Here is a 22,767-nt window from a genome sequence, read left to right on the forward strand (position 1 = left end):
TTTTGTGGTAATCTCATCTTGTCGGGACGGCATCCTTGTGGAGCGGTACTCGACACGAGACTGAATCATTTCTTTTTTAATCCGTTGCTTTGATTCCAAGCGAACAAAGACTAAGGAGGCTTTACCATGACCACAACGATGCAGGAGCTGCACCGCAAGAAGCAAATGTCCCGGAAAATTACGATGCTGACGTGTTACGATTATCCGACCGCCGTGCTGCAGGACAAAGCGGGACTGGACGTCATCTTCGTAGGCGATTCCCTGGGAACCAATGAGCTTGGGTATGAACGGGAAACGTCGGTAACTTTAGGCGAAATCGTACACCATCTAAAGGCGGTGCGCCGGGGAGTGCAGGAAGCGTACCTGCTCGCCGATCTGCCGTACAAAACGTATGACGATCCAGGGATGGCGATGATCACGGCAAGAGAGCTGCTGTCTCACGGAGCGGATGGAGTCAAGCTGGAAGGGATGCAGGAGGCGGTCATTTCCCATTTGGCCGGTAGCGGAATCGAGGTGTGCGCTCATCTCGGATATAACCCGCAGTTCCACGAGAAAGCTGCCGTAAAGGGGAAAACGTATGATGCGGCCAGGGCGCTGCTGGAAAGCGCCGTTTCGCTGCAAAACGCCGGTGCGAGCATGATCGTGCTGGAGCTGATTCCAGAGGAGCTTGGGAAGGCGATAACGGAGACATTAACGATCCCTACGATCGGCATAGGCGCGGGCCGATACACGGACGGACAAGTGCTGATCGTTCACGATATGCTGGGCCTGACTCCGCACCCGCTGCGTCATGCGAAAAATTATGCGAATGCGGGAGAATGGATGCTCCAGGCGTTTCGAGCCTACGCCGAAGAAGTGACGAACGGCCAGTTTCCGCAGCCTGCGAACGCACGCACGATGATAGATTCGGAACGCGAGCGCTTTATGGGCTGGTACTCGGGAAAAGACCGGAAGTAATTTTACAATAGATAGATCCAACTGAGGAGGCTGCCGGAGACGGCGGTCTTTTTCTACGTATAAAGTTCCACGATAATTTTCCAATTCTCAATGATTTAGAATATTGTCCTCCAATACGGCGAATTTATCGCCGTATTCTTTAATGATATGACCCTCTCCCCAGGAGCAAAGCGCATCCAGAATAGGCTTGAGGCTCCATCCGTATTCACTTAGCTCGTATTCGACCTTGGGCGGCACTTGATGATACGTAATCCGGTTGACGATTCCGTCCGTCTCCAGTTCCCGCAGTTGCTGGGTTAGCATCTTTTGCGTAATGTTTGGCATAATACGCTTGAGATCACTTGTCCGCTTCTTTCCGCGCGTCAAGTGACAGAGGATCACGCACTTCCATTTTCCTCCGATGACTTCCAAGGTTGCTTCCACCGATATATTATACTTCTTTTTGGTTTCTATGCTCATGCGATGCCCTCCAATAGCCACAGGTACTTTTTAGTACCTATAGTACTTTAAAGTACGTACTAGCCAAAAATGCATGCTCCTCTCATACTAGCATATATCGGCCGATGATTACCACGATTAGAGGTGAGTTCACATGCAATTGAATCAAAAACGGAGTATGCTTGCACTTCTGGCACTGTCCATCAGTGCCTATGCGATCGGAACTACCGAGTTTATCAGCGTGGGGCTGCTGCCCCTGATCGCAGAAAACTTTCATATATCGGTCACAACGGCAGGACTTACCGTAACGCTGTATGCGCTTGGGGTCACCTTCGGGGCTCCCGTGCTGACCTCGCTCACCACAGGAATGTCCCGCAAGACGCTGATGATCGCCATCATAGTCGTTTTTATCGCTGGCAACAGTCTGGCGGCGGCTTCCACAAGCATCGGCGTTCTGCTGATGGCCCGCGTTTTATCCGCTTTGTCGCACGGCGTATTTATGTCGATCGCATCGACCATCGCTGCCGACCTCGTACCGGACAACAAACGGGCTAGCGCTATCTCTTTGATGTTCTCAGGCCTGACGGTCGCCATCGTGACAGGGGTGCCGCTCGGTACCTGGATTGGCCAGCAGATGGGCTGGCGGGCGGCCTTCGTCGTTATCGCCGTTATCGGTCTGGTCGCGCTGATCGCCAACCTGATATTAATTCCCGCCTCGCTGCGTAAGGGCACTCGGACCCCTGTGCGTGAGCAGGTAAAGCTGGTGACGAATGGCAGATTGCTCCTCGCGTTCGCCATCACGGCACTCGGGTATGGCGGCACCTTTGTTGTATTTACTTATTTATCCCCATTGCTGCATGAGATAACCGGATTTGCCGAAAGCACTGTTGCTCTCATCCTGCTGATATACGGCATTGCGATTGCGATCGGCAATGTCATCGGAGGAAAGGTGGCGAACCGTCAGCCACTTAAGGCTTTATTCTTCATGTTCATCCTTCAGGCGATCGTGCTGCTAGTGTTGATGGTGACCGCGCCATTCAAGGTAGCTGGGTTGATTACGATCTTCTTCATGGGCCTGCTGGCCTTTATGAACGTTCCCGGTCTGCAGATTTATGTCGTAGTACTCGCTGAGCGTTTCGCGCCGGGAGCTAAGGATGTCGCTTCCGCCGTCAACATCGCTGCATTTAATGCTGGCATCGCCATTGGGGCTTATCTTGGTGGGGTGGTCACCGATTCGTTGGGTTTGATTCATACCACCTGGATCGGCGCTGTCATGGTCTTGGCTGCGGTTTTGCTGACCGGTTGGAGCGTGGCACTGGAACGCAAAGGCAACGGGGGCAGCGCCATGCAGGCGAAGCCGGCCCGGTCTTGACTTTCAAGCTACCTGTTCCAACAAAAACAATTAATCTAAATTCACCTACTGGAGGTTTTATCTATGACAACGCATCTGCAAGCAACTACGACCCTAAATAACGGAAAGTCTATGCCTTGGTTCGGTATCGGCGTATTCAAAGTCGCGGACGGCCAAGAGCTCGTGGAGGCAGTCAAAGCGGCTGTCGCCCATGGCTACCGCAGCATTGACACGGCGGCCATCTATGACAACGAGCGCAGCGTAGGCGAAGCTATTCGCGAAGCCATCCAAGAAACGGGAGTTTCCCGCGAAGACCTGTTCGTCACTTCCAAGGTATGGAACGCCGATCTCGGCTATGAAGCAACGCTCGCCGCCTATGAGACCAGCTTGGAGAAGCTTGGGCTGGAATACCTCGATCTGTACTTGATTCACTGGCCGGTGGCTGGCAAGTACAAGGAAGCTTGGCGTGCGCTAGAAACTCTGTACAAGACCGGACGCGTCAAAGCGATTGGGGTCAGCAACTTCCAGATTCATCACCTGGAGGACCTGATGAAAGATGCCGAGATCAAGCCGATGGTAAACCAGGTCGAGCTGCATCCGCGGCTCAGCCAGCAAGCCCTGCGTGACTTCTGCGCACAGCAAGATATTCAGATCGAGGCTTGGTCGCCTTTGATGCAGGGCCAGTTGCTGGATAACCCGGTGCTGCAAGAAATCGGCGCCCGTCACGGCAAGTCGATCGCCCAAGTCATTCTTCGCTGGGATCTGCAGCACGGCATCGTAACGATTCCCAAGTCGACGAAGGCTCACCGGATTATCGAGAACGCCTCGGTGTTCGATTTTGAGCTAACGAGTGAAGAGATGGCCCGCATCGATGCGCTGAACCAGAACTTGCGGGTTGGACCTGACCCCGACAATTTTGACTTCTAAGATGAGGGAGACGAAACAGAACTTTTAGGAATAAACGGAGCGATCCAGCAGGAAATGTTTAGCTTTTCTCGAATTAAGGGGTATCCGGTTATTTGCAGAATAGCCTATCACCGGGCCCATTGCATCGTTTTCGCCAAAGTTGGAATCCTATAAAAGTTCACAAAAAGATCAAAAAACTTTTTTGGGCTTGGTTCTTGATTGAAGCGCCTAACGATGTTATTATTTATAACAAGATTTACTTTAAAATAATTATCGACTGTTAACGATTCTCAGTTAACAAGTATAAACCCAAAACCAGGAGGAATTACACTATGTCTCTGATTGGAACCGAAGTAAAACCTTTTAAAGCATCCGCCTACCAAAATGGGAAGTTCATCGAAGTATCGGAACAAAATTTCAAAGGCAAATGGAGCGTCGTGTGCTTCTATCCGGCGGACTTCACTTTCGTATGTCCGACCGAGCTTGGCGATCTGCAAGATCAATATGCGACGCTTAGGGACCTCGGAGTAGAAGTATATTCCGTATCGACGGACACCCATTTTACACATAAAGCATGGCATGACAGCTCCGAAACGATCGGCAAAATCACTTATATTATGATCGGCGACCCTTCGCATACGATCTCGCGCAACTTCGACGTGCTGATCGAAGCCGACGGGCTGGCCGACCGCGGAACGTTCATCATCGATCCGGACGGCGTCATCCAAACGGTAGAAATCAACGCAGGCGGCATCGGCCGCGATGCGAGCACGCTGGTTAACAAAATCAAAGCGGCTCAATACGTTCGCAACAATCCGGGCGAAGTTTGCCCTGCAAAATGGCAAGAAGGCGGTCAAACGTTGAAGCCTAGCCTCGATCTCGTAGGCAAAATCTAAACCAAAGGGGGCCATCACGGTGTTGGATGCGGATATTAAGCAGCAGTTAGACCAATACCTTCAGCTCCTGGAAAGCGACCTGCTCATCAAAGTTAGCGCGGATTCCGATCCCGTATCGGTCGACATGCTGGCGTTCCTGGACGAGCTGTCCGGCATGTCCTCCCGCATATCGGTCGAAAACGCTCAGCTTCCCAGAACGCCGAGTTTCAGCGTGAACCGGCCGGGCGAAGAGTCCGGCGTCGTATTCGCCGGCGTCCCGCTCGGGCATGAGTTCACCTCGCTCGTTCTGGCGCTGCTTCAGGTGAGCGGTAGAGCTCCGAAGGTAGATCAGAGCGTTATCGATCAGATTAAGAGTATCAAAGGCACGTACGCCTTCGAATCCTATATCAGCCTCAGCTGTCACAACTGCCCCGATGTCGTACAAGCGTTAAACGTGATGAGCGTGCTCAATCCGGGTATTTCGCATACGATGATCGACGGCGCCGCCTATAAAGCGGAGGTCGAGAGCAAGGACATTTTGGCCGTACCTTCCGTTTATTTGGACGGCGAGTTTTTCGGCAGCGGACGGATGTCGCTTGAGGAGATTGTCGCCAAGATTGTCGAAGCCCCGGATGCATCGGTATTTTCTGATAAAGCTCCATTTGACGTACTCGTCATCGGAGGAGGTCCGGCCGGCGCAAGTTCGGCTATATATGCGGCCCGCAAAGGCATTCGCACGGGGATCGTCGCAGAGCGCTTCGGCGGTCAGGTGATGGATACCGTCGGCATCGAAAACTTCATCAGCGTCAAGTACACCGAAGGCGCCAAACTCGCAGCTGGCTTGGAAGAGCATGTCAAAGAATACAACGTCGATATTATGAAGCTCCAGCGCGCGAAACGGCTCGAGAAAAAAGAGCTGATCGAAGTGGAGCTTGAGAACGGCGCCATTTTGCGGAGCAAAACGGTCATTCTCGCTACCGGCGCTCGCTGGCGGAATGTTAACGTTCCGGGCGAAGCGGAGTTCAAAAATAAAGGCGTAGCGTATTGCCCGCATTGCGACGGTCCGCTGTTCGCCGGCAAAGACGTAGCTGTTATCGGCGGAGGCAACTCCGGCATCGAGGCGGCCATCGACCTGGCGGGCATCGTTCGGCATGTGACCGTACTCGAATTCATGCCTGAGCTGAAGGCTGACTCCGTTCTGCAAGAGCGGCTCTACAGCCTGCCGAACGTTACGGTGTACAAAAACGTTCAGACGAAGGAGATTACCGGGACGGATAAAGTAGACGGTATTTCCTTCATCGAACGCGACTCCGGAGATGTGAAGCATGTCGAACTGCAAGGCGTATTCGTGCAGATCGGACTCGTGCCGAATACCGACTGGCTCAGCGAAACGCTGGAGCGTACCCGCATGGGCGAAATTGTCGTCGACCGTCAAGGCGCGACAAGCGTCCCCGGCGTGTTTGCCGCAGGCGATTGCACGAACAGCCCTTATAAGCAGATCATTATTTCGATGGGATCAGGCGCAACCGCCGCACTTGGCGCATTCGACTATTTGATCCGGAATTAATATCGTAACTGGAGAAGCCACCGCTTTGCGGTGGCTTTTTTTGTCTGTAAGCCAATCTGCCAACGTATGGAAGCACTTCCGCTACCACCAATCTAGCAAACACCTGCCTCTGCCTTCATTCTCCGTATAATTTTATTATTTATTGTAGATTTCTCTCATTTATAGCGTCTCCCGTTAACGGTAACATGTTGAATACAAAGCGATTCAACTATTACCGAGTGCAGACAGGAGTGACGTTAGGTATGGAGCAAGTGCGGCGGCGCACGACCAAATCCGGCGCGAGCCGGTGGAACAAATGGATCGAGCCGATATGGGGGTACGTGTTTATATCGCCATGGCTGATCGGCTTTTTCGTCTTGACGATCGGCCCGTTATCCCAATCGTTTTATTTATCGCTGACTCAGTACAATTTGCTGGAGCTTCCCCAGTGGGTCGGCCTCGACAACTACAAGGAAATTTTGGCGGAGGACGATACGTTCTGGAAATCGCTGCAAGTAACGCTTACGTATGTGGGGCTGTCGGTGCCGCTCAAATTGATGTTTGCGCTGCTCGTCGCTCTGCTGCTGTTCCGGGCGATCCGGGGCATGTCGATATTCCGGGCCGTCTTTTACTTGCCGTCCCTGATCGGGGGAAGTGTAGCGCTCGCGGCCATATGGCGCAACTTGTTCGGCATGGATGGGTTCATGAACCGGATCTTGGGCTTCTTCGGCTTGCAGGGCCTCGACTGGATCAACACGCCGGGGACGTCGCTTTACACGCTCGTACTGCTCGCGGTATGGCAGTTCGGTTCGTCGATGGTCATTTTCCTCGCCGGACTGAAGCAAATTCCGCGGGATTTGTACGAATCCGCCTCGGTTGACGGAGCGTCGAAGGTGCGCAGTTTTTTTGCGATTACGCTGCCGATGCTGACGCCGATTATTTTGTTCAATCTCGTGATGCAGATTATCGGCAGCTTCCAGATGTTCACCCAAGCTTTTATCGTCACGAAGGGCGGACCGATCAACTCGACGCTCGTGTACGCGCTGTATTTGTACCAGAAAGCTTTCGCCTATTTCAATATGGGATATGCGAGTGCGCTGGCTTGGATTTTGCTTGCGATCATCGGCATTTGTACGGCTCTGATCTTCTGGTCTTCGAAAAGGTGGGTACACTATGAAACGTAACGAATCGGCAGGAAGGAGCTTGTCGGGGATGAAGCTGGATACAATCTATCGTTATATCGTTCTTTTACTCGGCAGCCTGGTAATGATTTATCCGGTTTTATGGCTCGTCGGCAACGCTTTAAAATCGAACGAGGATATTCCGAAAGCACAGCTGTTTCCAAGCAAGCTGCAGTGGAGCAATTTCGCCGAAGGATGGACGGCGATACCTGGGTTTAGCTTTGCGCATTTTTTTGCCAATTCGTTCTTGATCGCAGTGCTTTCCGTCATCGGCACGCTGCTGTCCAGCGCGCTAGTCGCTTACGGGTTCGCCCGGCTCCGGTTTCCGCTGCAAAACTTGTGGTTCGGCATCCTGATGATGACGCTTATGCTTCCGGCGCAGGTGACGCTGGTGCCGCAGTACATTTTGTTCAAGTCGTTCGACTGGGTCGGCACGACGCTGCCGCTGATCGTACCGCATTTTTTGGCGGTCAGCCCGTTCTTCGTGTTCCTGATCGTTCAGTTTATTCGCGGCATTCCGAAGGACCTCGATGAATCGGCCAAAATCGACGGCTGCTCGACGATCGGGATCGCGTTCCGCATCGTGCTGCCGCTGTGCACCCCGGCCTTCATCACGACGGCGATATTCAGCTTCATCTGGACCTGGGACGATTTCCTCGGACAGATGATCTATTTGACCGATACGGCGAAGTTTACGGTGCCGCTGGCGCTCCGTTTGTTCCTCGATAACACGTCGGCGGTTACCTGGGGACCGATGTATGCGATGGCGCTGCTGTCCGTCATTCCTTGCTTCGTGCTGTTCCTGTTGGCGCAAAAATATTTTGTGGAGGGAATTGCCACGACCGGAATCAAAGGCTAGTATTTACGTCAGGCGTTTTCGGCCTTATGCTGTATATAGAAACGGTCAGGAAGGCAGAGGAGGCACACGATGAGAAACCCGTTCAAGCTATTTTCGTTTCAGGCGACGTTTCTGGTTTCGTTTCTGGCCATATCCGTGCTGCTTATCCTGCTTCTCGGCCTGACAAGCTATTATATTACGAATCAGGAAGTCGTGCAGCAAACGATATCGTCGCGAAAGCTGCTGCTGGAGCAGATCAACAAGCAGCTCGACATGCAGCTGCAATCCGTCGAATTCGATTCGCTGGCGCTGGCGAGTAATCCGAAGCTGATCCATTATTTGGAGTTTAACACGGACCCGTTTGAGCGGATCGGCCAAACGTCAGAGCTGATCGATCTGCTCAGCCGTCCCGGCTACGTGAAGGAAGGCATTCAGTCCGTACAGCTGTATGCGAAGTTTGCGTCGGGGAGCAGCCACATCGCCGGAAGCGGGGTGTACGAATACGGCGTCCTCGAGCAGGCGATCTGGTACAACCAGATCCAAGATGCCGACTATTGCTGGGTCGGGTCTCATCCGATCGAAGTAGGCGATTATTCGGAGGAAGACCGGCAAGTGATCAGCTTCGCTCGCAAAGTAATGTCGGCCTCGGGCAAGGAGGCCGGCATTCTTGTCGTCAACGTCAAATTGTCGTACTTGCAGAAGCTGGCGTTCGGCAGCAAGACGGATGCGAGCCGATTTATTCTCGACACGAACCGGAGGCTGATCGCGCAGTTCAGCGGCGGCTCGGCCGCCCCCGTAGCGTATGACGATGCAAGCGGGGGGATCGCAGCCATTCTGGATCGATCCCCGGCCGATCAATATGCGGTCGCCCATGCAGGCGGGAAATCGCTTATTATTTGGAACAAGCAGAACCAGACGTCGTGGGTAACGATGGACGTCATCCCGTGGGATACCATTACAACCGGCAGCCGGCGCATAGCGAACGTCATTTGGCTAGTCGTCGGCTTGTGTATCCTGCTTGCGGTTCCGATGGCTTATTTATTGTCCGTACAGTTCGCGGCGCCGATCCGGCGGCTCATCCGCGCGATGAACGCGATGAAAATCGGCAAGTGGGACGTTCGGATCGAAAATGAGTACCGCAACGAGTTCGGCCATCTGAACGACAACTTCAACGACATGACGCAGCGCATCGAAACGCTGATCGAGCAGGTGACGGAGCAAAACCGGCGCAAGCGCGAAGCGGAGATGCAGGTGCTTCAGGAGCAGATCAACCCGCACTTTCTGTACAATACGCTCGACATGATGAACTGGCACGCGATCGAAGCCGGCTCGCGCGACATTAGCCGCATGCTGGCGCTGCTCGGCAAGATGCTGCGGATCGGACTGTCCAGCGGAGCGTCCTTTATTAGCGTCCGCAAAGAAATCGAACATCTGCAATGCTACGCAGAGCTGCAGACGATTCGCTACAAGAATACGATCCAGTTCGTCATCGACGTTCCGGAAACGATGAAGCAGTATTACATCCCGAAGCTGATCGTCCAGCCGTTCGTGGAGAACAGCCTCATTCACGGCCTGCACGGCCGCAGCGAAGGAATTGTCGCGATTACGGGCTGGGAAGACGCCGACGGCATTTATTTCAAGATCGAAGACAACGGACACGGTATGAATCTGGACAGCGACGCACCCGGGAGGGAGCATAACGGGATTCGCAATGTACGAGAACGGATACAGCTCTATTTCGGCGACCGTTATGGGGTTCGCTTGTTCAGCGAACTGGGTCAAGGGACAAGCGTGACGCTCCATATGCCCAAGCAAACCGAGGAGCCGGCACAACGCATCGGGGGGGAACCGGCATGATCAAGGCTGTCATTATCGACGACGATATGACGACCGTACAAGGACTGACGCGATCGGTCCGATGGGAGCAGTTCGGCATTCAGGTCGTTGGCACGGGGAAAAACGGCAAGGAGGGGCTTGAGCAGATCGAGGCCCACCGGCCGGACATTATTTTGACCGATATTTTCATGCCGGTTATGAACGGCATCGATATGTTGAAGGAGCTGCGCGAGGCGGGAAATGCGGCGGAAGTGATCATTTTGAGCGGCTATGAGGATTTCAAGTACGCCCAGTCCGCGGTGAAGCTTCGCGTTAACGATTATTTGTCGAAGCCCGCCACGCTTGACGAGATCGAGCGCGTTCTTCAGGATGCCGTGAATCAAATAACGAAGCGGGAAACGGCAGAGAAGGAAGACAGGGAGCTGCGCGAGCTGCTGACGTTCCATAAACCGACGACGCGGCGGCAGCTGTTCAAAGGACTGCTGGAGCCCGGCTTTACCCAATCCGGCTTTTATCGCAAAGTGACGGACTATTTGCAGCTCGATTTCTCGGGGCAGTCGTATACGGTCGTCCTGATCGAATTTTTCGTGGGGCGCGAGCGTACTTCGTACCGGCCAAACGATCTGGCTCTGTTCGCCTACGCTGTGCAAAATATTGTGAATGAGCTTGCCGATCATAAGGATGGCGTCTACGTTGCGGATCTTCAGCGCAATCTGCTGTCGGTCATCGTCGCGGCGCCTTTCCATGCGAAACGGGATAGAGCCCGGCAAAAAGCGGTGCAGGTGGCGCAAGAGCTGTTAGAGCATGTGCGGGATTACTTGAAGCTCCAAGTATGGGCGGCGGTCGGTCCGGTTGCGGAGCATGTCGGCGATATTCCGAAGTCTTACGCAGTCGCGGTAGATCTGCTCGCCAGCCGGGATCGCGTGTCGGACAAGCAGCTTCTGCTCCAGGAGGACGTGCGGGAGCTGGCCCGGACCGTGCCGCGCCGGCCGATCGAGACGTACCAGGCGCTAGTTGACGCGGTCGTGCTCGGACAACAGGAGCAGGTGACGGCTTGCATCGAGGAGCTGACCGCCTTCCTGCGGGAGAGCAGTCCGAGCATCGGCGAGCTGAGGGAGTGTGCGATCGATATCGTCGGCATTTTGTCGCTAGCGCTGCATGAGAACGGCCTGCATCTCGAATCGTTTCGCGCCGACGTGTCCATGTACAAGGAGCTGGAGCTGTTTTGCGGGGTCGCGGATTTTACCGGCTGGCTTGGCGATCTGCTGGTTCCCATATGCAGGACGATGGACGAGAGGAGCTCGCAGAAGCACCGCAAAACGATCGATTTCATCAAACGGTACGTACAGCAGCATTATGCGGAAGATATTACGCTCGACCTCATCGCCGAGAAAGTGTATTTGACCCGCAACTATTTAAGCCAAATTTTCAAGCAGGAAACCGGCGAAAACTACAACAGTTACTTGACGCGTTTCCGTATGGAAAAAGCGAAGGAGCTGCTGCTGTCCGGCAACTACAAAGTGTTCGAAATCGCGCAAATCGTCGGTTACAAAAACAATGCCTACTTCAGCCAGCTGTTCAAAAAGCATACCGGCTCGTATCCGTCCGAGCTGAATAAATAAGATAACCCCACAAAGTGGAGATTAGGCTTCGAAGCTGGGGGCTCCCCCGAAAGTAATAGGAGTAAGCTACGGAGGCTCACGTCACTTTCGGGGGAATCGATTGTTCCAAATACTTTGCGGGGAGCCCAGAAACTTATAAATTCTAGGCCGCTTCTTTTCGCGAAGAAGCGTTTCTTTTTCTCTATCCCGCACAATCCGTAATTTTTAATAGAGATTGTAGATTTGTCTTATTTTTAAAAAAATCGCCGATTCTATAATAAAAGGTGTAGGAAAGAAATCACCAGAGGGGTGTATGCATAATGAGGAGACAGAATCGGTCCACACGGCGATTACTAGGTTCGGTTATGGCGGTAACGGTATTAGGGGGCTTGCTCGCAGGCTGTGTGCCGACGGAAAAGAAAAGCAGCGATCAACCCGCCGCCGGCTCGACCAATTCGGAAGCGCTTCAAAATGTGGAGCTGCGGTTTGCGTGGTGGGGTAGCCAGGGCCGGCACGACCGGACGCTGAAAGCGATCGAGAAATTCCAGCAGCTTCACCCGAACATCAAAATCAAGCCGGAATATACAAGCTTCGACGGGTATTGGGAAAAGCTGTCCACGCAGGTCGCCGGCAGCAACGCGCCGGATTTGATGCAGATGAGCGTTCTTTACATTAAGGAATATTCCGACCGCGGCGTGCTTGCCGATATGACTCCGTATGCGAACAAAGAAATTCGCATCGCCGATCTGAACAAGGAAGTCATAACGGGTCAAGGCACAATCGGCGGCAAACTGACCGGGCTGCCGGTATCGGATAACGCGAACGTGCTCATTTACAATAAAGAAATGTATCAGCAGGCCGGCATCGAGCCGCCGAAGCTGGATATGACGTGGCAGGAGTTTTTCGATAAGGCGCGCGAAATCAAGGCGAAGCTCGGCGACAAAGTGTACGGTGCGTTCGATATGTCGGCGTCGCTGGAAGCGTTCATGTATTACGCCTTCTCGGTCGGGGATACGATGTACAAAGGCAACAAGCTCGGCTATAACGATCAAACGTTCCGCAACTGGCTGAAAATGTGGGACGATGCCCGCAAAGAAGGGACCGTGCCGACTGCCGCAATGACGGCTTCGTTTTTGCCGCTTGGCAACTTCGATCCGAACAAGGACGCGCTTATGCGAGGCATCGTGCCGATCATCGGCCCGCAATTTACGGCGACATTCCCGGCGTATGAGAACGTCATGAAGGACAAAATCGACATGGTCTCCTTCCCGAAGGATAAGATGAGCGGAGGCGCGCTGCTGCCCGCCATGCTCCTGTCGATGTCGGCCAAATCGAAGCATCCGAAGGAAGCGGCGATGTTTGTGGACTTTTTCCTTAATTCGCAGGAAGCCGCCGACGTGCTCGAAATCGAGAGAGGACTGCCGGAAAACAAAAAAATACTCGAATATTTGACCCCGCGATTTAACGATCGCGACAAAAAAATGGTGAAGATGCTTGAGCATGTGACCAGCAGTAAACCAAGCATGTACGACGGCGGGCCGAAAGGAACCGGCGAGGTGACCAAGCTGTTCGAACAAACGGTGCAAAAGCTGCAATTCGGCAAAGCATCCATCGACGATGTCGTCGCTGAATTCCGCAAAGAAGCCGATAAAATTTTCGAGAAAAACAACTAAGGTTAAGCGCGCTTTCAAGCGGAACGCTGCCATAACTTGCGCCAGTAAGGGGGAAATATCCGGCATGAGCGAAAGACAGTTTTCCGTCATCGGCTGCCAGCATGCGCATATCGGGATTTTTATCGACGAAATGCTGAAGCTGGGCTATAGCTGCGCGGGCATCTATGAAGAAGAAGGGTGTGAGCTGCCCCGCACTTTGGCGGATCAGTACGGAGTTCCTCTTACTCGAAATAAAGAGGAGCTGCTCGGCGAAAACGTCGCCTTCGTCGGCTGCTCGGCGATCAACAGCGACAAGCTCGACGTCATCGAGCTGTGCGAAAGCCGGGGTAAGCACGTGATGGTGGACAAGCCGGCGGCGGTTAGCCGCGAAGGGCTGGAGCGTCTGAAGGCGGTCGTGGAGCGAAATCGTATCCAGATCGGCATGCTGCTGACCGAGAGATTCCATCCGGCGATCTACACCGTCAAGAAACAGATCGAGAAAGGAGCGCTCGGGGACATCGTGACGATCGGCATGCGGAAGCCGCACCGGCTGAATGCCGCTTCCCGCCCGGAATGGTTTTATTCCAAAAGGCTGTCCGGCGGCATCCTGATCGATCTGCTCGTTCACGACTTCGACCTGCTCCGCTGGCTGACCGGCAAGGAACTCGTAACGATCGGCGGATATGTAGGGAAAACGATTATGCCCGAGCATCCGACGTTTTACAACTCGGCGAGCTTGCAGGTGGTTTTGGAAGATAGCATCGTTGCCCAGCTGTATGCCGACTGGCATTCGCCGGTCGGGGGCTGGTCGTGGGGCGACGGCCGCATCTTCGTAACCGGAACGGACAGCTTCGTGGAGCTTAGGCTGCACGGCGACCCGCTGGTCGGCCTCGATCCGGTCGTCATCCGTTCGACGAACGGCGAGTCCGTCGAATGCTTACCCGCGTTGGAGCCGCCCTGTACGATCACTCAGGATTGGCTGCGGCGGATCGGCGGGGAGGCGAGCATGATCACACACGACGATATCGTAAAAGCAACGGAGGCGACTATTCTCGCCGATCAAGCAGTAACGTATTTGAACCGCTTTGAAGCATAAGCAGTCGAATAGCCCATATAAAAACCCGTATCCCCAGCTTTTGCATGGGGTTACGGGTTTTTGCCGATTGTCACGCCGATTCAGGCGCGCGGAGCGGCGGAATACGTTTTGACGGATGGAGCCTCATAACGGGCAAACTGGTCGAGGATCCCGGAGGCGGTGTCGCTTGTTAGGATCATGCCGCGGTATTTCGGCTGCATGAAGCCTTCCCGCTCCATTACCTCGAACATCGCCACGAGCGGGTCGTAATACCGGTTGACGTTCAACAGCCCGCACGGCTTCGGATGCAGTCCGAGCTGTCCCCATGTGAACATCTCGAAGTATTCCTCCATCGTTCCGGGGCCGCCGGGAAGGGCGATGAAGGCGTCCGCCAACTCGGCGATCTTCGCCTTGCGTTCGTGCATCGAGTCGACAAGCACGAGCTCGGTCAGCCCTTGATGCGCGATTTCGCGATTTTGCAAAAAACGGGGCAAAATGCCGATCGCTTCGCCGCCCGCCTCCAGCACCGCATCGGCGACAGCACCCATCAGCCCTACGTTCGCTCCGCCGTAAACCAGCGTCAATCCGCGCCTGGCGAGCTCTTTGCCCAGCATTTTGGCGTTTTGTTTATATAGGGGGGAGGCTCCTTCGCTGGAGCCGCAAAAAACAGCGATTGTTTTCAATTCCGGTCGCTCCTCTTCATGGATAACGTACGTTCCGTTGGCAGGAACGAATGTTTGCTATATTACTCTATCACAAATGATGAGGATGTTGAAGCCGAGGCGTACCCCGATTACATTCTCCATCTCCGGCGCGTACGGGCAGTCGGTGATGGCCGTCGTCGAAGCTGCGTATCTGTCTAACGAGACAGAGTCGGAGCAAACGGTTAACGCGCAGCTGCACGATTTCATCGTGAACTAATAAACTTTCGGACGAGTTACAAGCATCGCTAAACGCTGTCGCCTCGTCGAACTTGAACGCCGCGCTGACGAATATCTCCACGAAGGGCGTCGACATCAATGCCGCCTTGCGCCAGGCGGCGGAAGCGACGAACAAGAAAAATCGAGGAAACGAGAGCAGCAGCGAAATAAGGAGTCGCTCCCGCTTTTGGCCCGTTATCCCCGCGATAACGGCTTCACAGCTTCTTATGGACAGGTACCCCAACCGGGTGCCTTGCTGTTTTCCGGAATTACTATGATCCTAATCGTCACAAAACGATCAAAATATATTGTAAAACGATAAATGATGTGATAAATTCATTAATGTATTCTTTAATCGTTGAAAAAAAGTCCGTGTGAGGTGTATTTGGATATGAAACGGGGGACAACGCTTTTTTTGAAAGCAACCATTTTTCTAGTCGGTATTCCGATTGTGGCTTTATGTCTAATCGGGCTGCCTATGATCGTGAAGGAAGCGGCAGATTATTTTCCGGCCTACATGCTGTACCCCGTATTGGCGGGAATGTATATTTCGGCAGTGCCGTTTTTCATTGCCCTGTATCAGGCCTTCAGACTATTAGGCTACATCGACCGAAATATAGCTTTTTCGGAATTGTCGGTTGGGGCGCTGAAGAAAATTAAAAACTGCGCTATCGCGATTTGCATCCTGTATGTCGCAGTGCTTCCGTTCCTGTATCTCATGGCGGAAATGGACGATGCCCCGGGTCTTATCGTGATCGGACTGGTCATTTCTTTTGCTTCTGTTGTAATTGCAGTCTTTGCCGCTGTGCTTCAGAAGCTGCTGCAAACAGCCATAGATATAAAATCAGAGAACGATTTAACGGTCTGAGGTGAATCGACATGGCGATCATAATAAACATTGACGTGATGCTGGCTAAAAGGAAAATGAGCGTTACTGAGTTGTCGGAGCGAGTAGGCATAACGATGGCCAACCTATCTATATTGAAGAATGGAAAGGCCAAGGCGATTCGGATTTCCACATTGGAAGCGATATGTAAAGCCTTGGAATGTCAGCCCGGTGATATTTTGGAATACAGAGCTGACGAATGATCGAACTGCGTTTTACTTAAGTTTGAATTAATCACTCACGCTTATAGGGATTTCTATGATCGCCCTCTATTTGGCCAAGAAGGCTGAAAGGAGGGTGATTAACGTTATGGTAAAAATCATAGAAGGCTATCGAAAAAAAGCTGCATTCCAACGTTGGCCAAAATGACCCGTGAAAGGCAGCTATGTACGGTAATCCCTTAATGGTGACGATATTGCTTCGGCGTCATGCCCATCCGTTTTTTAAAGATGCTGCAAAAATAGTTAAAGTTCACCCATCCCGACTTTTCGCCGATTTCCTGGACCGATCCGCTTGTCGTTTTCAGCAGGATGCACGCCTGTTTGAGACGCCGATCCGTCAAAAACTCCATAATCGTCTTGCCGGTCGTCTGGCGAAATAAATGCGACGCGTAATTCGGTGAGATATGCACCGCTTGGGCTAACGCTTCGAGCTGAAAATCCTGCTCATAATTTTCGTCGATCCATCTTATCATTTTCGCTACGGTCGGTGCGGCGGCCTGCCTTCTCTGCTTCGATACATTTCCCGTATTCCATAACGGATACAAGTAGTGAAGGATGGTTACGAGAAACAGGGCATTGCCCTCCATCTGATTGCGGTAAGGATGCCGCTGCAGCCTTTCGTAGTTTTCTTGAAGAAACTGTTCGAAGCGCTTCCATTCCGGTACATACTGCACTTGGGCCGTCGAAGTGTCGCTGCATATGTACTCATGAAATTCATGCAGCTGCGGGAACGCTTTCAGATTTTCGGAGAAATAGCTGGTTTCATATTTGATCAGCGATCGGATATAAGGTTTTCCGGGACTGATCTGCATTTGCAAATAATGCGGCTGGTACGGCTTGAGGAAAATCAAAGTGCCGGGCTTTACTTCATAGATGCTTTGCTCCAGAATGAGCTGCCCGGACCCTTCATGTACAAAAATCATTTCAATACCGGGATGAAAATGAAACAGCTGCTTGAAATACCGGGAGTTGTTAAAAAACATATCGAGCTTAATCGGGGAGTCAATCAGAAATTGGCAATGTTCGAAAATCAACATAAATCCTCCGATAACATTCGACGTATAATATTGACATTTTACCATAACAAATCGTAACTTTCCTATACCGGATTTATGATATCCTCAAGTTGTGCGGCTTATATCGCATCAGGAAAAGAGCGCTTACAACAATTTCATCATATGCGCTCATTTAAAAAGGGAGGCGTAGAGAATGGTTAACAAAAGAACCACAATCGGACTTGCGGATAGCCGCGCTACAAAAAGCGAAAATCGTCATAAGGGAGTCCTGCTGGCAAAGTTCGCCAAAAACGCCGCAGTTTTCGGTTTGCTTGCCGCCATAGCGTCAGCCTGCTCGGGCGCAAACACCGGTGGGAATACGACTGTGGGGCCGGCCGATAGCGGCAAAGCTCCGGAAGTGAAAAAGAAAGACCCGGTCGATCTGGTGTTTTACCAGACCTCCAGCGGATGGACGGAAGCTATGTTTATGGAGCAGTACGGCGATGCGATCAAAGCGAAATTCCCGCATATGAATATCAAATTTATTCCGAGCGCGAAACTCACCGATCTGCTTGCCAGCGGAACGACAATAGACGTGCTGTTCTCCTCGGTCGGTCATATTCATGGGTTTTTGTTAGCCAATAACATGCAGTACGATATGACGGAGCTGATTAAGAAGAACAATTACGATTTAAGCAAAATAGAGCCTTCGACGGTTGATCTCATGAAAAAAATCGCAAATGGAGGCATGTACGGACTGCCGGTGACGAACACCGTAAGCGTGCTGTCCTATAATAAAGATTTGTTCGACAAATTCGGGGTTAGTTATCCAAAAGACGGAATGACTTGGGACGATACCTACGAGTTAGCCAAAAGAATGACGAGAAACGAAGGCGGCGTACAATATCGCGGATTCGTAGCCTCGGTCGAACATATCGCTCAGACGAACCAGTTCTCGGCAGGTTATGTGGATCCCAAAACGGATAAGGCATTGTTCGGGACAAATGCGAACTGGAAAAAAATCGCGGAAAATCTCATCCGTTTCTATAAAATTCCGGGCAATGAGGTGGATTCCAAGACAGGCGTCCTGCTCGCACAGGTGGATGCGTTCCGTAAAGACTTGACCGTAGCGATGATGGCGCATCTGGCCATCCCCGATAAAAACGATGCGCTTAAAAATTGGGACATGGTGAAACTCCCGGAATTTAAAGAGCTTCCCGGCGTCGGCTCGCAGCCGTATCCGACCTATTTCGATATCACTTCGATGAGCAAGCATAAGGATGACGCGTTTGAAGCGATCGCCTTCTTAACGTCGGACGAATTCCAGATGAAGCTGGCTAAGCGCGGAGACGTGCCTGTCAGCAAGAGCCAAGCAGTACGTAATGCTTTCGGGTCGGAAGTGGAGTACTTGAAGGGGAAAAATATTAAGGCGCGGCTTCCGGAGAAGCTGGCTGAGCCTATGGCGATGACAACCTACGATGCTCAAGCTAAACCAAGATGGGTTAATAATATGAACCAACTGATCACCGGAACAGGAAATGACGATGTCAATACACTGCTGAGAAAAGCGACAGAAGAAACGGATAAAGATATTGAGACGATCAAAGCATCGAAAAAGTAAGCGCTACCCCCTGGGTATAAATGAAATCAAGCAGAAGGAGTCGCCGATTGGCGGCTTTTTCGTCTAAACTATCGCCGTCTCGCGCAGCAGCGCCAACATCGCATCCCGGTGGCATTCTGCCTGCTGCGATAACCGATACAATGGGGTAGGCCGTCATCCGGCAAGTCGGTGGGCGGCCTGTTTCAACAAGAGAAAGCCATCGGGCCTCCATGAAGGACTCCGATGGCTTCTGCCTGTTAATCGATAAATTTCAAAGATACGAGCACTCGTTTCAGCATCGTAACGGTTTGAGCGCGAGTAGCTGTCGAGGACGTTTCCAGCGTATCGACGGTCATTCCTTGCACAAAGCCTTTGGAAATCGCTTTGGCGATTTCTTTTTGTCCCCAGACGATTTCGTTTGCATCGTCGAACACCGAGAGCAGTCTCGCTTGTTCGGATGCGTCAATCGTGATCGGCTCGCCGGCATAAGCGTATGCCCGGACGATAATGGAGACAAGCTCTTCGCGCGTAATAGGTGCATCCGGACGGAAAGTGCCGTCTTCGTAGCCGTTAATAAGTCCCGCTTTGGCCGCCGCGGCGATCATGCCGGAGTACCAGCTGCCCAGCCCCACGTCGGAAAAGTAAGTCCCGTCGTTCACATCGACAAGCCCGAATGCGCGTGTAGCCAGCGCTACGAATTCGGCGCGCGTGACGCTGCGCTCCGGCGCAAAGGACGTTTCGCTCATCCCTTCGACGATCAGCTTGCTGGCCAGCAGCTCGATATCGGACTTTGCCCAATGAGACGCGCTATCGTTAAACTGCTTGTTCAATTCGAGGACGGTGTAAATGCTGTTGCCCGTCCGCCAAAACGTTGCTTGCGTGGACGTAATCGTTCCCGGAACAAAGCTGAGCAGGTTCGTATCCGGATTGAACAGGGCGATCGTAGCCGAGTGCGACGACGCCGTCGAAAGCGGAATATCCCGTTTGACGTACATATCGAAATTAGGGATGTTCGTTTTAACGCCGTTTTTATTCGATACTGCAAAATTCATTTCGTAAGCCTGAGAGAGCGCCTTGCCGCCGAGCGAGGCAATCGCGTTCGTTACAGCTGTTGCTTCGCTGCCTGTCAGCGCCTTGATGCCTACATGGATGTTCATGTCGGCGATGTCGGCATTGATTTTGTCGGCCAGCTGCTCCAGACTGAATGCCGCAAGAGGCAGATGGTATGTACCGTGATCGGTTACGATATGAAGGAGGGATTTGGCCCCTGCGCCTTCCAGCCCGGATGCCGGGATGGAAACGGAGTCTCCCGTTACTCTGATCGTAACCTCCTTGTATTTGGCCAGCGCCGCTTTTAGCCAATCGGCGTCTACCGTGCCATCTGCGGCATCGATCGTATCGCCGACATCGCCGGATGGGCCGGAGCCGTTATTGCCGCTGCCTTCACCGCTGCCGCTACCGGAACCGCCGGACGAACCGCCGCTTCCGCCATCAGAACCCGAGCCGCCGGAGCCATTTCCGTCTCCGTCCGGATCGGGATTCGAGCTATCCGATTCGCGATACAAAATTCCGCTTGCCTCATTAGCTCCATACTTGAAGTAGACGGCATCGTATACGGAATCGATGACGACGGAATCCGGAATCGTATAAACGGATGTTCCGTTTTCATATGTAGTGTAAGATACGGTCACATCTTGAAGGTGTGAACCGTTTGCTGCGTAAATGCCCAGCGTGACCGTCGGCTGATTATAAACGGCTTGGCCGACATCGCCGTCGAAACGGATTTGTCCGGATAGCCGTCCGTCTTGCGCAAACGAACCATTCACTACGATGGCTGCCGAAGCCAGAACAGGAACGAGCATCGAAACTAGTAAAAGTGCTGCGGCAAAAAATGATGTTTTTTTCAACAGGTGAAACTTGGACATAGGGGTCTCGCTCCTTTTCGAATCTTCTTTCATTTCTCCTTAGTTCACCTCCTTCCGAATTACCTTTAACCAACAGGATCGCAATTGAAACAGGGATTTTAAAAAAAATAAAAAAAATTAAACCGGCACTGTTAGTCGCCGACTTAAAACGGTACCCTTATGCCCGGCATAGAATCGGCAGCCTTGCTTCTTTGAATGGAAGGAAAGTTTTATTATATCATTTATTACCAGAAAAACTATGATATGATTCATCATACTACCGTACTATACCCTTGTAGATAAAACGGGGAGGAAGAGGAAGTTATAATGAAAATGGATATTAATCACTCCGTCATTTCCTCAAATTCGTTAATGCAGGCAATAAGTAAATTGTATTCAATCGGAGAAGCGACTGAATGCCGGTTTCTTTCGAATGGTTTGAATGATACCTATTTAGTGAAGACAGCTTTAGATAAACATATATTGCGGGTCTACAAATCCCATTGGCGCAGCAAAGAGGACATTTTGTTCGAACTTGAGCTTCTCAATCATTTGAAGTTGAAAGGGATTTCCGTTTCATCACCGGTGCCCAGAACAAATAAAGAGTACCTCTTTGATATCGATGCCCCTGAAGGTTTGAGATACGCTGTTTTGTTTACATTCGCTGAAGGTGAATATTCAAAGGATGAACAGAAGTGTGCCTTGTTTGGTGAAGAGGTGGCGAGAATGCATCTTGCTATGGATGAATTTCATTCTGATTACGCCAGATTCAAGATAGATTTAAACCATCTGTTACAGCAACCGCTGCAAGCGATTCATCCTTTCTTATCTCACAGACCTGAGGACTTTACATACTTGGAAACTCTAGCGGCAGACCTTCGGAGCCGGATTGAACATCTATCACCCTATCTGAATTGGGGCTTATGCCATGGCGATCTTCACGGAGGCAATGTGCATTTTCAAGAAACAACATTAACCCAATTTGACTTTGATTGCGGAGGGTATGGATGGAGAGCCTACGATGTTTCGGTCTTTCTCTGGAATATGGTTACGGGAAAGAGCAAGGACGCTTTTGATAATAAGATGTGGGCGCCATTCATTAACTCCTACCAGCAGGTAAAACCACTGTCTGATGCCGATCTTAAAGCGATTCCTCTATTTGTGGCGATTAGAGATATTTGGCTGATGGGTCTCCATACTGGAAATGCGCATATATGGGGAGGCTGGCAAAATGATCATTATTTCAATAGACAGCTTAAGTTTTTACGACATTGGTGTGAGCATCATGGAATAGTCTCTGAGGACGGAAAGGGAATCTAACCGACATGTCGAAGATGTTATCATCCTAGTATCGCTGATCTGCGAAAGGAGAATTGGAACAATGAATTTGAAAATGGAAAAGTTAGAACTAAAACTAACTGATATTACGGGGTCTCGATTTGAAAAGGTCAAAGCAGATGAGCTATATTTTGATGACGTCAGTTTGGCTAGAACCCAAATCACTAATGCAAATATGAGTGGGATGTCCTTACATGATGTAAATATGTCCGGATTTAAAATCTCGGACGCGAATATGAGCAATCTTGAAATTTCTGAAGCTCAGATGGGTGGAGCATATATTCACAACATCGGGATCCCTAAGGAAGGAGATCCCCACTACAATCCCCAAACTGCAGGTCAGCCCATAAGATTTGAGCATTGTGAGCTAAGAGGCAGCCGGATTTCAAACTGCGACCTTAGCCACGTCGAGATATCGGATTGTGATCTAAAAGGTATGAAGATAAATGGGATTTTGGTGGAAGAGCTCTTAAAAAGTTATCAAAACAAAACTTCCCAGTAAACCATGGATTTGATTATGGAAAACGGTAGTGAAGGAGCTCCTATACGGCAGCTCCTTTTTCGTTTGTTTGAAAACTTCCAAGTAGTATCGAATTCGTGAACAAGTATCGTCTAGGCATGACGAAGCCGATCACGTTCGATTATAA

Annotated in this window: 20 protein-coding genes and 1 pseudogene; 17 read left to right on the forward strand and 4 right to left on the reverse strand. The window is 51.6% G+C overall.

Translation table 11 applies throughout. The features are described 5' to 3' along the window. The first annotated feature begins 126 nt into the window (after window positions 1-126). On the forward strand, window positions 127-957 hold the full coding sequence (gene panB / locus D7M11_RS13500; RefSeq protein WP_120747746.1) for a 3-methyl-2-oxobutanoate hydroxymethyltransferase: 831 nt from the start codon (window positions 127-129) through the stop codon (window positions 955-957). A gap of 87 nt (window positions 958-1,044) precedes the next feature. Here panB and D7M11_RS13505 read toward each other — a convergent pair whose 3' ends face one another. Beyond that, complete coding sequence (locus tag D7M11_RS13505; protein WP_120747747.1) at window positions 1,045-1,416, reverse strand: winged helix-turn-helix transcriptional regulator; 372 nt, start codon at window positions 1,414-1,416, stop codon at window positions 1,045-1,047. A gap of 133 nt (window positions 1,417-1,549) precedes the next feature. Between D7M11_RS13505 and D7M11_RS13510 the strand changes: the two genes are divergently transcribed. The 10 genes and pseudogenes from D7M11_RS13510 (at window position 1,550) to D7M11_RS13555 (ending at window position 14,277) form a co-directional block, all read left to right on the forward strand. Then, complete coding sequence (locus D7M11_RS13510; RefSeq protein ID WP_120747748.1) at window positions 1,550-2,767, forward strand: MFS transporter; 1,218 nt, start codon at window positions 1,550-1,552, stop codon at window positions 2,765-2,767. 63 nt (window positions 2,768-2,830) lie between these two features. Further along, a complete protein-coding gene (locus D7M11_RS13515) occupies window positions 2,831-3,673 on the forward strand; it encodes an aldo/keto reductase (protein ID WP_120747749.1) in 843 nt (280 codons plus the stop codon). Between the two features lie 311 nt (window positions 3,674-3,984). Further along, window positions 3,985-4,548 carry an alkyl hydroperoxide reductase subunit C gene (gene ahpC, locus D7M11_RS13520; RefSeq protein ID WP_120747750.1) on the forward strand — a complete coding sequence of 188 codons (564 nt, stop codon included), beginning with the start codon at window positions 3,985-3,987 and terminating at the stop codon, window positions 4,546-4,548. 19 nt (window positions 4,549-4,567) lie between these two features. Beyond that, window positions 4,568-6,094 (forward strand): alkyl hydroperoxide reductase subunit F, encoded by a 1,527-nt coding sequence (gene ahpF, locus D7M11_RS13525; protein WP_120747751.1) that lies wholly within the window; start codon window positions 4,568-4,570, stop codon window positions 6,092-6,094. A 242-nt stretch (window positions 6,095-6,336) separates the two neighbouring features. Then, on the forward strand, window positions 6,337-7,257 hold the full coding sequence (locus tag D7M11_RS13530) for a carbohydrate ABC transporter permease (RefSeq protein WP_120747752.1): 921 nt from the start codon (window positions 6,337-6,339) through the stop codon (window positions 7,255-7,257). Beyond that, window positions 7,247-8,113, forward strand: a complete 867-nt coding sequence (locus D7M11_RS13535; protein WP_240041099.1) for a carbohydrate ABC transporter permease — start codon at window positions 7,247-7,249, stop codon at window positions 8,111-8,113. The genes D7M11_RS13530 and D7M11_RS13535 overlap by 11 nt, the downstream gene beginning before the upstream one ends. Before the next feature lie 69 nt (window positions 8,114-8,182). Then, window positions 8,183-9,949, forward strand: coding sequence for a sensor histidine kinase (locus tag D7M11_RS13540; RefSeq protein WP_120747754.1), 1,767 nt, complete (start codon window positions 8,183-8,185; stop codon window positions 9,947-9,949). Beyond that, window positions 9,946-11,532, forward strand: a pseudogene (locus tag D7M11_RS13545) (response regulator); the annotation flags it as partial. The gene D7M11_RS13540 and the pseudogene D7M11_RS13545, both read left to right, overlap by 4 nt. A 362-nt stretch (window positions 11,533-11,894) precedes the next feature. Further along, window positions 11,895-13,202, forward strand: coding sequence for an ABC transporter substrate-binding protein (locus tag D7M11_RS13550; RefSeq protein ID WP_205127053.1), 1,308 nt, complete (start codon window positions 11,895-11,897; stop codon window positions 13,200-13,202). Window positions 13,203-13,266: 64 nt separating this feature from the next. Then, window positions 13,267-14,277 carry a Gfo/Idh/MocA family protein gene (locus tag D7M11_RS13555; RefSeq protein ID WP_240041100.1) on the forward strand — a complete coding sequence of 337 codons (1,011 nt, stop codon included), beginning with the start codon at window positions 13,267-13,269 and terminating at the stop codon, window positions 14,275-14,277. A gap of 80 nt (window positions 14,278-14,357) precedes the next feature. Here D7M11_RS13555 and D7M11_RS13560 read toward each other — a convergent pair whose 3' ends face one another. Next, window positions 14,358-14,939: an LOG family protein gene (locus D7M11_RS13560; RefSeq protein ID WP_120747757.1), complete on the reverse strand. Its 582-nt coding sequence runs from the start codon at window positions 14,937-14,939 to the stop codon at window positions 14,358-14,360. 76 nt (window positions 14,940-15,015) lie between these two features. Between D7M11_RS13560 and D7M11_RS36390 the strand changes: the two genes are divergently transcribed. From D7M11_RS36390 to D7M11_RS13570, 3 genes are all read left to right on the forward strand, one after another. Beyond that, on the forward strand, window positions 15,016-15,177 hold the full coding sequence (locus D7M11_RS36390) for a hypothetical protein (RefSeq protein ID WP_193556185.1): 162 nt from the start codon (window positions 15,016-15,018) through the stop codon (window positions 15,175-15,177). 390 nt (window positions 15,178-15,567) lie between these two features. Beyond that, window positions 15,568-16,044, forward strand: a complete 477-nt coding sequence (locus D7M11_RS13565; protein WP_120747758.1) for a DUF2975 domain-containing protein — start codon at window positions 15,568-15,570, stop codon at window positions 16,042-16,044. 11 nt (window positions 16,045-16,055) lie between these two features. After that, a complete protein-coding gene (locus D7M11_RS13570; protein ID WP_120747759.1) occupies window positions 16,056-16,265 on the forward strand; it encodes a helix-turn-helix domain-containing protein in 210 nt (69 codons plus the stop codon). 197 nt (window positions 16,266-16,462) lie between these two features. On the opposite strand, the gene D7M11_RS13575 is transcribed toward D7M11_RS13570, so the two are convergent. Continuing rightward, window positions 16,463-17,320 (reverse strand): AraC family transcriptional regulator, encoded by an 858-nt coding sequence (locus tag D7M11_RS13575; RefSeq protein WP_158606588.1) that lies wholly within the window; start codon window positions 17,318-17,320, stop codon window positions 16,463-16,465. A 172-nt stretch (window positions 17,321-17,492) separates the two neighbouring features. Between D7M11_RS13575 and D7M11_RS13580 the strand changes: the two genes are divergently transcribed. Beyond that, a complete protein-coding gene (locus D7M11_RS13580; RefSeq protein ID WP_120747761.1) occupies window positions 17,493-18,899 on the forward strand; it encodes an ABC transporter substrate-binding protein in 1,407 nt (468 codons plus the stop codon). 236 nt (window positions 18,900-19,135) lie between these two features. Here D7M11_RS13580 and D7M11_RS13585 read toward each other — a convergent pair whose 3' ends face one another. After that, the gene (locus D7M11_RS13585; protein ID WP_147433428.1) at window positions 19,136-20,803 is read right to left on the reverse strand and encodes an S-layer homology domain-containing protein; all 1,668 of its coding nucleotides are present in this window, start codon (window positions 20,801-20,803) and stop codon (window positions 19,136-19,138) included. Between the two features lie 306 nt (window positions 20,804-21,109). Between D7M11_RS13585 and D7M11_RS13590 the strand changes: the two genes are divergently transcribed. Next, complete coding sequence (locus D7M11_RS13590; protein WP_120747763.1) at window positions 21,110-22,102, forward strand: phosphotransferase enzyme family protein; 993 nt, start codon at window positions 21,110-21,112, stop codon at window positions 22,100-22,102. Between the two features lie 61 nt (window positions 22,103-22,163). Next, the gene (locus tag D7M11_RS13595) at window positions 22,164-22,622 is read left to right on the forward strand and encodes a pentapeptide repeat-containing protein (protein WP_120747764.1); all 459 of its coding nucleotides are present in this window, start codon (window positions 22,164-22,166) and stop codon (window positions 22,620-22,622) included. Window positions 22,623-22,767: the final 145 nt, after the last annotated feature.

This window comes from Paenibacillus ginsengarvi (assembly GCF_003626695.1).
GTDB classification, from domain to species: Bacteria; Bacillota; Bacilli; order Paenibacillales; family NBRC-103111; genus Paenibacillus_AB; species Paenibacillus_AB ginsengarvi.

Bases quoted from the DNA above. Each gene is read 5' to 3' on its own strand.
- panB (WP_120747746.1), top strand. From the start codon at position 127: ATGACCACAACGATGCAGGAGCTGCACCGCAAGAAGCAAATGTCCCGG.
- D7M11_RS13505 (WP_120747747.1), bottom strand. From the start codon at position 1,416: ATGAGCATAGAAACCAAAAAGAAGTATAATATATCGGTGGAAGCAACC.
- D7M11_RS13510 (WP_120747748.1), top strand. From the start codon at position 1,550: ATGCAATTGAATCAAAAACGGAGTATGCTTGCACTTCTGGCACTGTCC.
- D7M11_RS13515 (WP_120747749.1), top strand. From the start codon at position 2,831: ATGACAACGCATCTGCAAGCAACTACGACCCTAAATAACGGAAAGTCT.
- ahpC (WP_120747750.1), top strand. From the start codon at position 3,985: ATGTCTCTGATTGGAACCGAAGTAAAACCTTTTAAAGCATCCGCCTAC.
- D7M11_RS13530 (WP_120747752.1), top strand. From the start codon at position 6,337: ATGGAGCAAGTGCGGCGGCGCACGACCAAATCCGGCGCGAGCCGGTGG.
- D7M11_RS13535 (WP_240041099.1), top strand. From the start codon at position 7,247: ATGAAACGTAACGAATCGGCAGGAAGGAGCTTGTCGGGGATGAAGCTG.
- D7M11_RS13540 (WP_120747754.1), top strand. From the start codon at position 8,183: ATGAGAAACCCGTTCAAGCTATTTTCGTTTCAGGCGACGTTTCTGGTT.
- D7M11_RS13550 (WP_205127053.1), top strand. From the start codon at position 11,895: ATGGCGGTAACGGTATTAGGGGGCTTGCTCGCAGGCTGTGTGCCGACG.
- D7M11_RS13555 (WP_240041100.1), top strand. From the start codon at position 13,267: ATGAGCGAAAGACAGTTTTCCGTCATCGGCTGCCAGCATGCGCATATC.
- D7M11_RS36390 (WP_193556185.1), top strand. From the start codon at position 15,016: ATGATGAGGATGTTGAAGCCGAGGCGTACCCCGATTACATTCTCCATC.
- D7M11_RS13565 (WP_120747758.1), top strand. From the start codon at position 15,568: ATGAAACGGGGGACAACGCTTTTTTTGAAAGCAACCATTTTTCTAGTC.
- D7M11_RS13570 (WP_120747759.1), top strand. From the start codon at position 16,056: ATGGCGATCATAATAAACATTGACGTGATGCTGGCTAAAAGGAAAATG.
- D7M11_RS13575 (WP_158606588.1), bottom strand. From the start codon at position 17,320: ATGTTGATTTTCGAACATTGCCAATTTCTGATTGACTCCCCGATTAAG.
- D7M11_RS13580 (WP_120747761.1), top strand. From the start codon at position 17,493: ATGGTTAACAAAAGAACCACAATCGGACTTGCGGATAGCCGCGCTACA.
- D7M11_RS13585 (WP_147433428.1), bottom strand. From the start codon at position 20,803: ATGTCCAAGTTTCACCTGTTGAAAAAAACATCATTTTTTGCCGCAGCA.
- D7M11_RS13590 (WP_120747763.1), top strand. From the start codon at position 21,110: ATGAAAATGGATATTAATCACTCCGTCATTTCCTCAAATTCGTTAATG.
- D7M11_RS13595 (WP_120747764.1), top strand. From the start codon at position 22,164: ATGAATTTGAAAATGGAAAAGTTAGAACTAAAACTAACTGATATTACG.